The organism is Brevibacillus composti, from assembly GCF_016406105.1.
GTDB lineage: Bacteria > Bacillota > Bacilli > Brevibacillales > Brevibacillaceae > Brevibacillus > Brevibacillus composti.
Genome location: NZ_CP066308.1, coordinates 2,367,396 through 2,381,003, shown reverse-complemented (window position 1 = coordinate 2,381,003; position 13,608 = coordinate 2,367,396). Strand labels below are relative to the sequence as shown.

12 protein-coding genes are annotated in these 13,608 nt (G+C 55.7%); all 12 read left to right on the top strand.

Features of this window, described 5'->3' with window-relative positions; genetic code table 11:
- The first annotated feature begins 18 nt into the window (after window positions 1-18).
- The 12 genes from panB (at window position 19) to JD108_RS12180 (ending at window position 13,550) form a co-directional block, all read left to right on the top strand.
- Window positions 19-879: a 3-methyl-2-oxobutanoate hydroxymethyltransferase gene (panB, locus tag JD108_RS12235; RefSeq protein WP_198826357.1), complete on the top strand. Its 861-nt coding sequence runs from the start codon at window positions 19-21 to the stop codon at window positions 877-879.
- A 2-nt stretch (window positions 880-881) separates the two neighbouring features.
- Window positions 882-1,739, top strand: a complete 858-nt coding sequence (gene panC, locus JD108_RS12230) for a pantoate--beta-alanine ligase (protein ID WP_198830098.1) — start codon at window positions 882-884, stop codon at window positions 1,737-1,739.
- Window positions 1,740-1,765: 26 nt separating this feature from the next.
- Window positions 1,766-2,149, top strand: a complete 384-nt coding sequence (panD, locus tag JD108_RS12225) for an aspartate 1-decarboxylase (RefSeq protein WP_198826356.1) — start codon at window positions 1,766-1,768, stop codon at window positions 2,147-2,149.
- An 87-nt stretch (window positions 2,150-2,236) separates the two neighbouring features.
- Window positions 2,237-3,790 (top strand): tetratricopeptide repeat protein, encoded by a 1,554-nt coding sequence (locus tag JD108_RS12220; RefSeq protein ID WP_198826355.1) that lies wholly within the window; start codon window positions 2,237-2,239, stop codon window positions 3,788-3,790.
- A gap of 92 nt (window positions 3,791-3,882) precedes the next feature.
- The gene (locus JD108_RS12215; RefSeq protein ID WP_198826354.1) at window positions 3,883-6,831 is read left to right on the top strand and encodes a helicase C-terminal domain-containing protein; all 2,949 of its coding nucleotides are present in this window, start codon (window positions 3,883-3,885) and stop codon (window positions 6,829-6,831) included.
- Between the two features lie 41 nt (window positions 6,832-6,872).
- Window positions 6,873-7,772, top strand: a complete 900-nt coding sequence (locus JD108_RS12210) for a ComEC/Rec2 family competence protein (protein ID WP_198826353.1) — start codon at window positions 6,873-6,875, stop codon at window positions 7,770-7,772.
- A 16-nt stretch (window positions 7,773-7,788) separates the two neighbouring features.
- Window positions 7,789-8,412 carry a redox-sensing transcriptional repressor Rex gene (locus JD108_RS12205; protein ID WP_198826352.1) on the top strand — a complete coding sequence of 208 codons (624 nt, stop codon included), beginning with the start codon at window positions 7,789-7,791 and terminating at the stop codon, window positions 8,410-8,412.
- 17 nt (window positions 8,413-8,429) lie between these two features.
- Window positions 8,430-9,731: an amidohydrolase gene (locus JD108_RS12200; protein ID WP_198826351.1), complete on the top strand. Its 1,302-nt coding sequence runs from the start codon at window positions 8,430-8,432 to the stop codon at window positions 9,729-9,731.
- Between the two features lie 432 nt (window positions 9,732-10,163).
- On the top strand, window positions 10,164-10,856 hold the full coding sequence (locus JD108_RS12195) for a hypothetical protein (RefSeq protein WP_198826350.1): 693 nt from the start codon (window positions 10,164-10,166) through the stop codon (window positions 10,854-10,856).
- 27 nt (window positions 10,857-10,883) lie between these two features.
- Entirely contained in the window at window positions 10,884-11,360 is a 477-nt protein-coding gene (locus JD108_RS12190) for a cell wall elongation regulator TseB-like domain-containing protein (protein WP_198826349.1), read from the top strand.
- A 161-nt stretch (window positions 11,361-11,521) separates the two neighbouring features.
- The gene (locus JD108_RS12185; protein ID WP_198826348.1) at window positions 11,522-12,049 is read left to right on the top strand and encodes a hypothetical protein; all 528 of its coding nucleotides are present in this window, start codon (window positions 11,522-11,524) and stop codon (window positions 12,047-12,049) included.
- Window positions 12,042-13,550 carry an AAA family ATPase gene (locus tag JD108_RS12180; protein ID WP_198826347.1) on the top strand — a complete coding sequence of 503 codons (1,509 nt, stop codon included), beginning with the start codon at window positions 12,042-12,044 and terminating at the stop codon, window positions 13,548-13,550. The genes JD108_RS12185 and JD108_RS12180 overlap by 8 nt, the downstream gene beginning before the upstream one ends.
- Window positions 13,551-13,608: the final 58 nt, after the last annotated feature.

Sequence of the window (13,608 nt, the reverse complement as noted above, 5' to 3'; positions counted from 1 at the left end):
TGTAGAGGTGGGAGAGGAATGACAAACAACCTGGCACCGATCACGACTGCGGATCTGCGTGCAAAAAAACATGCAAGCGAGCCGATCGCCATGATCACGGCGTACGATTTTCCATCGGCCAAGCTAGCGGAAGAAGCGGGGGCAGACATCCTCCTGGTGGGAGATTCACTCGGCATGGTGGTTCTCGGGTACGACTCTACGCTGCCTGTTACCATGGAGGATATGGTTCATCACACCAAAGCGGTGACGAGAGCGGCCAAACGAGCGTTTGTCGTGGCGGATTTGCCTTTCCTCAGCTATCATGGCACGCTGGAGGAAGGCGTGAAGAATGCGGGGCGGCTCATGCAAGAGGGCTTCGCCAAGGCTGTAAAGATGGAGGGGGGCGTCGAGCTGGCTCCGCTCGTAAAAAAATGCGTGCAGGCGGGCATTCCCGTCATGGGCCACATCGGCCTGACGCCTCAAGCTGTCCACCAGCTCGGCGGATACAAGGTACAGGGAAAAGATGTGGAGTCCGCAAGGCGGCTGGTCGAAGAAGCAGAGGTGCTGCAGGAAGCAGGAATCTTTGCGCTGGTATTGGAATGCGTGCCGGAGGAGTTGGCCGCTCTGATATCCTCAAGGCTGGACATCCCGGTGATCGGGATCGGCGCAGGTCCTTCCGTTGACGGCCAGGTGCTTGTCTATCACGATCTCGTCGGCTACGCTTCCCAATTGAAGCCCAAATTTGTGAAGCGCTACGCAGAAATCGGCGATACGGTCCGCGAGGCGATCAAAAGCTATGTAGCGGAAGTGAAAGAGCGTCAGTTCCCCGGGCCGGAGCATGTCTTTCACGCCAAAGAAGAGGTTATTTCCCGGCTGTACGGGGGAGGGGATGAACAGTGACGATGCGGACACTTCAGCAAATCGAGACCATCGAAGCGCTGCGCGAGCAGATCCGGGCAGCACGCCGCCAGGGAAAACGGATCGGCTTCGTCCCCACGATGGGCTATCTGCATGAGGGACACCTCAGTCTGGTGGAAGAAGCAAAGAAACGAACGGATTTTGTCGTCATGAGCATTTTCGTCAATCCTCTCCAATTTGGCCCGAGCGAAGATTATGAGCGCTATCCGCGCGATTTGGAGCGGGACAGCCGTCTCGCGGCCGAGGCTGGCGTAGACCTGTTGTTTACGCCGAGCGTAGCAGAGATGTACCCGACGCAGGTCAAGACCACCGTGTCGGTCAGCGGTGTATCGGAGCCGCTGTGCGGCCGCTCCCGTCCCGGCCATTTTGATGGAGTGGCGACGGTGGTCATGAAGCTGTTTCAGATTGTTCAGCCGGATGAAGCCTTTTTTGGTCAAAAGGATGCCCAGCAGGTGGCTGTCGTCGAGCAAATGGTGCGGGATTTGTCCGTCCCCGTGACGATCATCCCTTGTCCCATCGTGCGGGAGGCAGATGGGGTCGCGATGAGTTCGCGCAATGTCTATCTGAGTCCGGAAGAAAGAAAGCAGGCCGCCGTGCTGTATCGCAGCCTGCAAATGGCCAAAGAGCTGCTCGCGCAGGATAAGGCTCCCGCGCAAGTGAGAAGCGAGATGATGCGGCTGATCGAGGCGGAGCCGCTGGCCCAAATCGATTATATCGAAATACTGAACTACCCCGATCTGACGCCGGTCGAAGCAGCGGGGACGGGTCAACAGATCCTGGTTGCTTTGGCCGTCCGCTTCGGCGCCACGCGGCTGATCGACAACATGATCTTGACCCGATGATAGAGGGGAAGAGGAGGATTTCCACTGTGCTTCGTACGATGATGAAAGCAAAAATTCACCGAGCTACTGTGACGGAAGCCAATTTGAATTACGTCGGCAGCATTACCATCGACAAGGAGATTCTCGACGCACTGGACATTTTGCCCAATGAAAAGGTGCAGATTGTAAACAACAACAACGGTGCTCGTCTGGAAACCTATGTGATCGAGGGCGAGCCGGGCAGCGGCGTCATCTGTTTGAACGGAGCGGCTGCCAGACTGGTGCAGCCGGGAGATATCGTGATTATTATCGCCTATGCGCTGATGAGCGACGAAGAAGCGCGCCGTCATCAGCCGCGTGTAGCGATTATGGACGAACATAATAAAATAGCCCAACTGCTCTCGGAAGAAGTGCACGCGACTGTGCTTTGACCGAGAGGAAGTGCAGCGACGCTGCATAGAGGCCCATCCCTTGTGAGACAATGAGTACTACACACGCCTCACAGGGGGTGGCTTTTTTTGAAGCTAGAAGATTGGTTCCTTACACTGCAACGGAAAGCAGAGACGATTGAACGAGAATGGCCAGACGCCACCGAGCATGAAAAGCTTCAGCTCGCCGATCAGCTTTTTCAGCTTCGGAAGGTTAGCGATAAACTGGTTGATCTGTGGCTGCAATTCGAAGAGAAATTGTCCTATGCCATTCGGCAGATCAAAAAAATGGAAGGACATGAAGTAGAGCAGGAGAGCTCCTTGGAAGAAATCCTGCAGGAAGCCAAAGGGTTAGCCGCCCAAGCGCAAAAGGGCGAAGCATCTCCCGAGCAGAAGGAGCCGGAGACCGCCATCGCTAGCAAAGAAAAGGCGGGGGACAGCGAGTCCCTTATTGCCTTTGCTCCCGCAAAGGCAGGCACTGCTCTGCAAAAAGAGGCCGAACTGCAGTCCCACCTTCAGTACGAGCATATGTTCCGAAAAGGGGAAGGCTTCTATCATCTGCGGATGTATCAGGACGCGCAGCGCTGCTTCGAAGAGCTGGTGGAAGCCTCACCGGATTGGGAGAGCGGCCGCCTGTACTACGGCTACAGTCTGCTGTTCTGCGGAAAAAAAGAAGAGGCGCTGCGGGAATTTCGGCTGCTCAGCCGATCGGCCAGCTCTCCGTCTGTCACGGCCATCAGCTACAATGCGATCGGATGCATACTGGCGGAAGAGGGGCAATGGCTGGAGGCGGCGCAAGCTTTTCGGGAGGCGATCGCCGTACGGCCCAAGCATGGGGATGCGTGGTTTAATCTGGCGCTGTGTTATTTGCAGGACGGCGAAGCCCATGAAGCTCTGGATACGGTGGAGAATCTGTTGGAAGAATCGGATCAGGACTGGGAGGCCCAGATGCTCTGGCTGCGCGCGTGGCGCTTGATGCAGCTCCAGGACCCGTCTGCCGAGCGGGAGGCGCCACCTGCACTTCGCTTGCCAAGCCGCCATCTGGACAGCGAGACGCTGCGTGAGATGGCTTCTTTGTACGAGTCGCTGGGCAATTACCACCGCGCGCAGGTATGCTATCATTTTCTGACCGAGCGTTTGCCGCGGGAAGGCTGGACCTGGCACGGTCTCGCGTGGAATACCTGGCTGATTGCCGGGACGAAGCGGGCATTGACCCTGATGAAAAAGGCGATAAGCCTGGCGCCGGATCAGCTCGACTTTCAATTCAGCTACGGCTGGATGCTTCTCTTCGACGGCAGGGTGGAAGAAGCGCTGGAAACATTCCGCGCGATTCTGCTGACCGAGCGCGAACACCGTCTGGCTCAGTCCGGCATGATTACCGCCTACGAATGGATGGGAGACATCCAGGCAGCCAAAAAATTGGCCAAACCCTTTCTGGATGATCCGGACACCTATGTACGCTCCTTGGGTTGCTACCACCTCGGACGGATCGCCATGGCCGAGGAAAATTGGCGGCTCGCCGAGCAGTATTTCCGCAGGGTGCTGCCGCATAGCGACCATTTTCGCGAAATCCCGTTTTATCTGCAAATGTGTGCGAACAAACTGGGAGAGCCCGCCACGGAACGCGAACTCTTTCACCCGTAAGCAGGCGTGAGCAGGAAATTTCCCGGTCTTTGCCGAATTGTAGGGGAGCGGACTTACGAACACAGACCGCGAACGTACGAGGTGACCACAGATTGAATCGTTTCATCGTAGTAGATTTTGAGACCACGGGGAGCCATCCGAGGCACGGGGACAGTATCATCCAAATCGGTGCTGTTACGATTGACGACAGTATTGTGACCGAGTCATTTTCCACCCTGATCAATCCCGGACAGGCGATCCCGCCTTTTATTCAACAACTGACTGGCATCAGCGACGAGATGGTAGCGGATGCTCCCACCCTGGAGGAGATTCTGCCCCGTTTTCTTCCGATGTTGGAAGGGCGGACCTTTGTCGCCCATAATGCCAGCTTTGATCTGCAATTCCTGCAAGAAGCCCTGCTGAGCCAGGGCTATTATACGTTTGACGGATATGTGCTGGACACCGTAGAGCTCTCCCGCTTTTTGCTTCCCATGCAGGGAAGCTATCGGCTCGGGGAATTGGCGGACGATCTGCAAATCGAACATGATCGGCCCCATCAGGCTGACAGCGATGCGATGGCGACGGCCGGGTTATTTTTGCACCTGCTGGATATTCTGGAGCAGCTGCCATTGGTGACGATCCAGCGCTTGCAGATGCTGGTCGCTTCCTTCCGCTCGGACTTGTCCGAGCTGCTTCGGTATGTCGAGATGAAAAAATGGTCATCCGTAGAAGGGTTTGCGGAGGAGGGGCTGGAGGGCGGCGGAGAAAATCAGCCGCTGGACGAATCGGCCACAGGGAGACGGCAAATGCCTGCGGAGTCGGATAAGTGGGACATTTACAGACAGCTGGCTTTGCGAAAAAGACCGGAGCGCCTGCGCGCTTCTCTCAAGCGAGAAGAGCGGGTGACCACGCCTTTTGACGAGGTGGTCGAACAGATGATCGCGGAGAAGGCCGCCATTGCGCAAAATCTCCCGGGGTACCAGCGCAGAGAGGCGCAGGAATCGATGATGCGGGCGATCTTTGAGGCGATGGAATCGGGCTCCCACCTGCTGGTTGAAGCGGGGACGGGCACGGGAAAATCGCTGGCCTACCTGCTCCCGTCCATCCTTTGGGCAAAACAGCACGGCGAGCCCGTGATCATCAGCACGAACACGATTCAGCTGCAGGAGCAGCTTTTTCACAAGGAAATCCCCGCCTTGACGCAGTCTTTGCCCTTTTCCTTTCGCGCATCTACCCTGAAAGGCCGGGGCAATTACCTCTGCTTGCGCAAATTTGAGCAGAGCCTGGACGAAGCAACCGAAGGAAGCAGCCAAGAACTGCTCATGGTCAAAGGGCAGATGGTCGCCTGGCTGACGCAGACTGAGACCGGGGATGTGGAAGAATTAAGCATGCCTGCGGCGGGTCAGCAATATTGGCAGCAGGTGAAAAGCGATACGGAATCATGCCTCCACCGAAAATGTCCCTGGTTTAGCCGCTGCTACTATTTCCAGGCGCGGGAGAAGGCAAATGAAGCCGACCTCTTGATCGTCAACCACGCGCTGCTGGTCAGCGACCTGCAGGCCGAACATCGCATTTTGCCTGCGCATGACATCGTCGTCATCGACGAGGCTCACCATCTGGAAGACGTGGCGACGCACCACATGGGCAAGCAGTTCTCCACCACCCAGCTCTTGTTCCTGCTGGACAGGGCCAATCCATCCGAAGGCAGCTTCCTGAAACGCTTTGCCGAGGAACTGTATGATCATTCTTCGGATGAGGGACGCGATGAGGTCCGCGCGACGATCGGAAAGCTGCAGAAGGCATTTCCGCCGCTGAGAGACAAGGCGCTTCAACTGACCCAGCTTATCTACCAGTGGGCAGCAGACCGGGGAGAAGAGACCTCCGACACGGGCCGGGACACCGTCCGCTACCGGATCAGCTCCTTTTCCGGCAAGCATGAGCGCATTCGCAAAACGGCACGGCGAGTCATGGAGGAGATGGGAGTCTTTGCGGGCGATCTGGACGCGCTGCTGCGCCGGATGCCCGCAGGAGAACAGCAGTCTTTCGAACTGAGCAGCCTGTTTACCGATGTGAGCGGACTGGTCAAAGAATGGCAGGCAGTTCTGGAGATGATCCACTTTTTCCTGCTGGAGGCGCAGGACGAATACGTCAGCTGGATGGAAATTGAATCGCGAACACCGAAGAAGCAGGTGTTTTTCTATGCCGCGCCACTGGATATCGCGAGCAACCTGGAGGAGCCTCTGTTTGCCGAACGGCGCAGCGTCATCCTCACCTCGGCGACCCTGACGGTCAAAGACAGCTTTTCCTACATCCTGGAGCGCATGGGACTGGACCAGCTCCCGGAGCATCGCGTCCGCACCCTGCTGCTGCCTTCTCCCTTTTCCTACGAAAAACAGGGGCTGCTGCTGATCCCTTCCGATCTTCCTCTCCTGGGAAAAGAGAGTGAACAGCATTATCTGGAGGCGGTCATTCAAGGCTGTGTGGATACGGTTCGAGCCGCGAACGGGCGGACGATGATCCTGTTTACCTCCTACTCGATGCTGAGGCAAGTTTATCAGGGGATGAAGGAGCAGCTGGGAGAGGAAGGGTATACGCTGCTCGGCCACGGCATCGACAGCAATAACCGGACCAAGCTGGTGCGGCTCTTTCAGCGGGAAGCCAAAACGGTGCTGCTCGGCACAAGCAGCTTTTGGGAAGGGGTGGACATCCCCGGAGAAGCCTTGAGCTGCCTGGTCATCGTCCGGCTGCCGTTTACCCCGCCCAATCACCCGGTCTACCAGGCACGGGCGGAGAGGCTCAAAGAGCGGGGCAAGAACGCTTTTATGTCGCTGGCATTGCCGCAGGCCGTCATCCAGTTCAAACAGGGCGTGGGACGCCTGATCCGCCATCACGAGGATCGCGGTGCCGTCATCGTACTCGATGCCCGGATCGTTGAATCTCGCTACGGCCGCTCCTTTTTAAAATCCCTGCCGCCGTTTGATGTGCGCACCGGTCCCTGGACTTCGCTGCGCGAAGAGATCCGTCCCTATCTGGAGGGCATGCAATCCTTGTCTGACTCATAAAATGAAGCAATAGTCTCTCAGGGATCTAGGTGATAAAATAAATGCTATGGAAAGCGGGAAGAGCTTGGCTGTTGGTGATGGCTGTCCTGATTTTGTTGCTGCCCGGCTGCTCGATCGACGACCATTTACAAAAAACGGTGAAGGTGGAGGACCCGTTCGCAAGTGAAGACGAGCGTGACTTTATCGGCCTTGTCATTTATTATCTGGAATTGGCGCATGGCGAAAGTATATTGATACGCTTGCCAAGCGGAAAGCACATGCTGGTCGATACCGGCAGTGCCGAAGATTGGCCGCGGTTATTTAAAGAATTGACAGATCGGCGCATCACCCGGCTGGAGTATGTCGTTCTGACCAATGATCAGCCGGAGCATGCGGGCGGCTTTGCTTTTTTGGCGGAGCGCTTTCCGATGGAAAAGGTGATATTGCCCAAGCTGATCGAGCTGCCCATCCAAAAGGCGACGATGCTCCGGCCGGGCAAACATGTGCAGACTGTGGTTGACGGAGATGTGGTCAAATTGGACAGCGAAGTCGTGATGGAGGTGCTCCATCCCAGCGAGCCGCTGTTTCTCTCGCCGCAGGACAATTCGCTGGTCTTCCAGCTGCGGCACGGGGAGCTGCCGTTTTTATTCGTCAGCGGGATCAATGAAAAAGCCGAGGGGCGGCTGCTGGAAAAGCATAAGGAGCGCTTGAAGGCGGCTGTCCTGAAGGTAGCCGATCAAGGCAGCAACCAGGCCACGACGCAGCCGTTTTTAAGCAGAGTAGACCCGCAGGTGGCCGTGATCTTGACCGCCCAGACCAAAGATGAGAGCCGCCTGGGCCAGGAAGAAGTGCTGGAGCGGCTGGGCGAGTCATGGGCGGAGACCTATCTCACCAGTCAGGACGGAACCATTGTCATCTTTTCCAACGGGAAGGATTACCGCATTTTGAAACGAAAAAAATAAGGAGGATCGACCGTACGTGGCCAAAAGTGAAAAGATTTCGGAAGCTGTAGTGCGTCGCTTGCCGATCTATCTGCGCTACCTAAGTTACTTGCAGCAAGTGGGCGTAGCGACGGTGTCCTCCCAGCAGATGGGCAAAAATCTGGATGTCAATCCGGCGCAGATCAGAAAAGATCTTTCCTCCTTTGGGGATTTCGGCAAAAAAGGGATCGGGTACGACGTCAACTATCTGGTGGAAAAAATCCGGCAGATTTTAAAGTTAAACGAAGAAATTCGGGTGGCATTGATCGGAGCGGGCCATTTGGGACACGCCATCAGCAACTACAATGCGCATGTGGAAGATTACATGCGGATCGCCGCCATCTTTGACAATGATCCGGCGAAATGCGGAAAAGTGCTGGCGGGCATCACGATTCAGCCGCTGGAAGAGCTGGTTGAAACCGTACAGCGCCAAAAGATCCGGCTGGCGATTATCACGGTACCGGCATCTGCCGCCCAGTCGGTGGCCAACCTTCTATTGGAAGCAGGGATTGAAGGCATTCTCAATTTTGCGCCGACCACGATCCGGGCGGACCGGGACGTGCGCATCCACTACGCAGACGTGACATCCAGCCTGCAGAGCCTTGCCTATTATTTAACATAGAGAACGGAGTGTGCGAATTGAACAAAAAGACAATCTTAACACATGCGACAGTAATCACCGTCAACGGACAAAACGAAGTGATTTCGGACGGGGCTGTCGGCTACGAAGGCAGTGTCATCACCTATGTCGGTCCGACTCCGGAAGATCTCAGCGGCTATGACGAAGTGATTGATCTCAAAGGAAACTATCTGCTCCCGGGACTGGTCAATACGCATGGCCACGTAGGAATGTCCCTGCTGCGCGGCTATGCGGATGACTTGCCGCTGCAGCAATGGCTGGAAGACAAGATGTGGCCCCTGGAGGCTCAATTCACGTCCGATCATGTGAAATGGGGCACATACATATCCTTGATCGAGATGATCCGAACCGGAACGACGACGTTCGTGGATATGTACGACCATATGGATGAAGTGGCAAAAGCGGTGGAAGCCTCCGGGATGAGAGCCAGACTCTGCCGGGGGATGATCGGGCTTTGCTCGGAGGAGGAGCGCGCGGCCAAGCTGCGCGAATCGGTCGCCTTTGCGCGCAATTGGCATAACCAGGCGGATGGACGGATCACGGTCATGATGGCGCCGCATGCTCCTTATACCTGCCCGCCATCGTTCATCAGCCAAATCGTGGATAAAGCGGAGGAGCTGGACCTGCCGATCCACATCCACATGTCGGAGACCGCATGGGAAGTTGGACAGAACGTGAAGGATTACGGCGTACGCCCGGTTGCCCACCTGGAGAATCTCGGTGTCTTCAATCGTCCGACACTGCTGGCTCATGCCGTTCATCTCACGGATGAAGAGATCGATGTCTTGGCAAACTATCAGGTAAAGGTGTCCCATAATGTCGTCAGCAACCTGAAGCTGGCCAGCGGTGTAGCCCCCGTGCCAAAAATGCTCGCCAAGGGGATCAGCGTATCGCTCGGAACGGACAGCAGTGCAAGCAACAACAACCTCAATCTGTTCGAGGAATTGAAGCTGGCAGCTATTCTGCACAAAGGCGTCAATCATGACCCTGTGGCTGTGCCAGCTGATGCCGCCTTGCGGATGGCGACGCGTTACGGTGCGGATGGCGTGTTTCAGGCTGAATCGCTGGGATCGATTGAGGTGGGCAAACAGGCCGACCTGATCGTCTTGAACAGCCACCAGGCGCATTTCCATCCTGCTCACGATCCGGTCTCCCACGTGGTGTACGCCGCCAATGGGCGCGACGTGACAGATACGATCGTGGCCGGCAGCTTCTTGATGCGCAACGGAGAACTGCTGACCGTGGATGAAGAACGCGCGATCTATGAAGTCAACCGCATGTTTCAACAGCTCAATCGCTAAAGGCAAAGTGCATGCGGGTGCTTGCAGGACGCGAGGCGAGTACGTGTGTAAGGAAAAGGCTCCTGCCCATGGGTGACAGGAGAAAAGAGTTGTGTAGGTGTAGGTAGAGAGATTTTGATTGGCCACCTTGCCGACTTATTTTCGCCATACTTCGGTGAGGGAGGTATGCCGAAATTCCAGTGTGGATGAGTGAGACGATGCTCGTAGAGGTGAAGATAATGCTGCCCACGAGACGCGATAATCCTGCAGCATCGCCCCTAAAAGGTCAGGAGATGTCGTTTGGTTTGACAGCTTCACGCGCTCACCTCCTCGGGGTGTACTTGTAGTATGGCCTCCCTGTGCCCGCGTATGTTTAGCAAGTTTTCCGTCCCGTTCTAAAACCTTCCCATCGTTCATACGCATAAGGAAAAACGGGGACAGGAGTGAAGGGACTTGTATCTGAAGCCCAAACAACTTTGGTGGTTGCCGACCATTTTTCTCGTCCTGTTTACCTTAGGCGCGCTGATTGGACAACTCCACAACCGCTTGGACATACAAGAGGCCTCCGTGATATCGCCCGCGCAGCGGGAGGAGGCCGACCGTCAGATGATCGCCAGCCTATTGGATCAACTGACCGGTGATCGGGAACGTGCGTTTTCCGTATTGATGAAGGAACATGTGTTGAGCGGCACATACAAAGGAGAACAATTTCACTTGAACGGCGATATCTCCGGCCACAGCTTCGAACTGGTGCGGGAGGATGAACAAGTGCAGGTAAAAATAGACGGCGAGCCCCAGGATCATCAGGGCTTGCCGTACTCCCTCTATACGCCGCATCAGCACGCGACCATCTTGAAGACCAAACTGAAGCATATCACTTTGCTTCCGGTAACGGACGGTTCGGGCCAAGGGTGGCAGGGCTATCGGCTGACGGTGCCCGCCCAGGAGATCACGGATTTGCTGGGACTTTGGCTGGGACCTTCGTTTTCGATTCAGGATCTGACCCCCCGCCTGGCCAAACAGATTGCGGTGGAATATCAATTATGGTACGATGGACCGACCCGTGAATTGCGGCAATTGGAAGTCTATTTGCAAATGGAGACCTCGGCCGGACTGAAACGGGATCAGCTTCGTTTTCAGTTATAGGGCGGAGGAGATAAAGGAGTTAGACCCGTGTATTGGAGAATCATCGCAGGAGTCTTTGCAATCTTGCTGGTCGTCGGCCTCAGCTCGGCTTACCACCTGGGATCGACAGTCGTGGGCAAGCAAAAAGACTTTGAAAGTCAGGTCAGACAATGGGTGCAAGAGCGTACGACGATCGCGCAGATCGCCACAATTGACGAGTACCGCGGCAAGGAATCCTACGCCGTCGTCACCGGAGTAAACAAGGCGGGCACGCCCGTGATCGTCTGGATGACTGCCGATACGATCGCCTTTGATACGATGGAGCGAATGGTGACGCGGGAAAGTGTAGAAGCGGCTGTGAAAAAGGGTTTTCCCCAGGGGGAAATCTATCGGATCGTCGCGGGCATTGACGGGGAGAAACGCTTCTGGGAAGTGACGGTCCGCGACGAGGAAGGCCGCTTCCACTATTTGCATTACGATCTGTATACAGGCGCCTTGCTCACCTCCTATGTCATCCACTCGTAAAGATTGCGGATTCGCAAGCGGAATAGAAAAGCTCTTCCGATCAGGAGGGGCTTTTTTCGTTTCCATCCAACAACTGTAAGGAAAAAATGATAGACGGATATGATATACTGGAGCCGTTGACTCGGTTGAACGAAAGGTATTGTAGAATAGGAGGAGAAGCTGTGCAATTGCGTAAGAATGCCATTGGACTCTCATTGCTGGCGACGCTGATTCTCTTGTTCGGCGGTTGGTTCTTGTACCAAAAACTTGAGGTAGAACAGCCAATCCGCGACCAGATTGGCCGTTTTCAATCTGCTGAGCTGGTAGAATTGCATGCGGGCAAGCACAATATTCACATAGATTTGAAAGTGACAAACCCGGAGCTGTTTCCGCAGGAATACCGTCAATTGCTGAAGGAAGCGAAAGAGCTTGCGGGGAACAAACAGATTGAAGTGACACTGGCCAACCAATCGGAGGAGCTGGAACAGGTCTGGATGAAGGGGCTTTTCTCGTTTACGGAAGCCGTAGATTTGCACCAGTACAGCCGCATCCCGCAAATGGTGAGCGAATGGAAAGAGGCGTATAAGCTGGATCAGGCGCTGGCGCAGATGGATGGCGAACATGTGTACGTGTACCTCAAGCGGGGGAATGAAGACTATTACGCGATCATTCCGCGTGTCGCAGAGAGTGAGGTGATCGCCCGTGGGTAAAGAAATCCTGATCGGTGTCATCCCTGCAGTGCTGGTATTTCTCTTGTTCCTGGGGATCAATATCACGCCGTTTATCGTCTTTGCTGTCGTCCTGACGGCGCTCTTTTTCCTGATCAACCGCCAGGGTCAGGGCAATCTGTCTATCGGCGGCAAGGGGAAAGCAAAGCACGTCGTCCCCAAATCGACTGTGCAGTTTGCGGAGATCGGCGGGCAGGAAAGAGCCAAAAACGAATTGATGGAAGCGCTCGATTTCCTGAAGCACAAGGATCAGATCGCCCAATACGGCATTCGTCCGCTGAAAGGCGTGCTGCTGACAGGACCTCCGGGTACGGGCAAAACGCTGATGGCCAAAGCTGCCGCCAACTATACCAATTCCGCATTTGTCGCTGCATCCGGCTCCCAATTCGTCGAGATGTACGTTGGGGTTGGTGCCCAGCGCGTGCGCGACCTGTTTAAAGAGGTCAAAGCGCTGGCAGAGAAAAACGGGCAGGACAGCGGGATCATTTTCATCGACGAGATCGATGTCATCGGTGGAAAGCGAGACGGACAGCAGCAGCGCGAGTACGATCAGACGCTGAACCAGCTGTTGACCGAGATGGATGGGATTGGGACGAGTGAAAAGCCGCGCATTCTGATAATTGCGGCCACCAACCGGAAGGATATGCTGGACGCGGCGCTGCTTCGTCCGGGCCGTTTTGACCGGCACATCAGCGTCGATTTGCCGGACAAGACAGCGCGGGAGCAGATTCTCGCGATCCATACCAAAAATAAACCGCTCGCGCCCGATGTCTCGCTGGAGCAGGTGGCCCAAGAGACATTCGGCTTTTCCGGCGCACAGCTGGAGAGCGTTGCCAATGAGGCAGCCATCTACGCCATGCGTGAAAAGAGTGCGAGCATCGAAGCCCGCCATTTTGCCTACGCTGTAGACAAGGTGATGCTGGGTGAAAAGGTAGACAGAGAAGCGTCGGGCGAAGAAAAGAGACGCGTCGCCTTGCATGAACTGGGCCATGCCATCATGAGCGAAATCGTCCGCCCGGGATCGGTCTCCCAGGTGACGCTGAGCCCGCGGGGCAAAGCGCTGGGGTACGTGCGGCAAAATCCGATGGAAGACCGTTATCTCTATACCAAGGACGCTTTGGAAAAACAGATCATGGTCTGTCTCGGCGGAGCCGTCGCGGAAGAAATCTACTACGGCGGCCGCAGCACCGGCTCGAAAAACGACTTTGAGCAGGCGCTGAACATGGCGCAGGAAATCGTGCAGAGCGGGATGTCTCGCCTCGGCATCGTCCATGTGGGGTATATCGCCAAGGACCGCATCCACGATGAAGTAAACTTCCTCCTGGAAGAGCTGCTGGAGAAGACGCGCGATTTGCTGGGCAAGCACGATCCCGTCTTCCGGCAAGGCCTTGAGACACTGATGGAAGCGGAAGTTCTGCAGGGGGACGAATTCCGCAGCCTGTTGAAACAATATTCTCCCACCACACAGGAGCTGGCAGGATAATGCCGGCTCTTTTTTCTTGTGCGCCACGCATGGCGACTAACTAGGCGGTGAAAGTCCG

Bases quoted from the DNA above. Each gene is read 5' to 3' on its own strand.
- panB (WP_198826357.1), top strand. From the start codon at position 19: ATGACAAACAACCTGGCACCGATCACGACTGCGGATCTGCGTGCAAAA.
- panC (WP_198830098.1), top strand. From the start codon at position 882: ATGCGGACACTTCAGCAAATCGAGACCATCGAAGCGCTGCGCGAGCAG.
- JD108_RS12210 (WP_198826353.1), top strand. From the start codon at position 6,873: ATGCTATGGAAAGCGGGAAGAGCTTGGCTGTTGGTGATGGCTGTCCTG.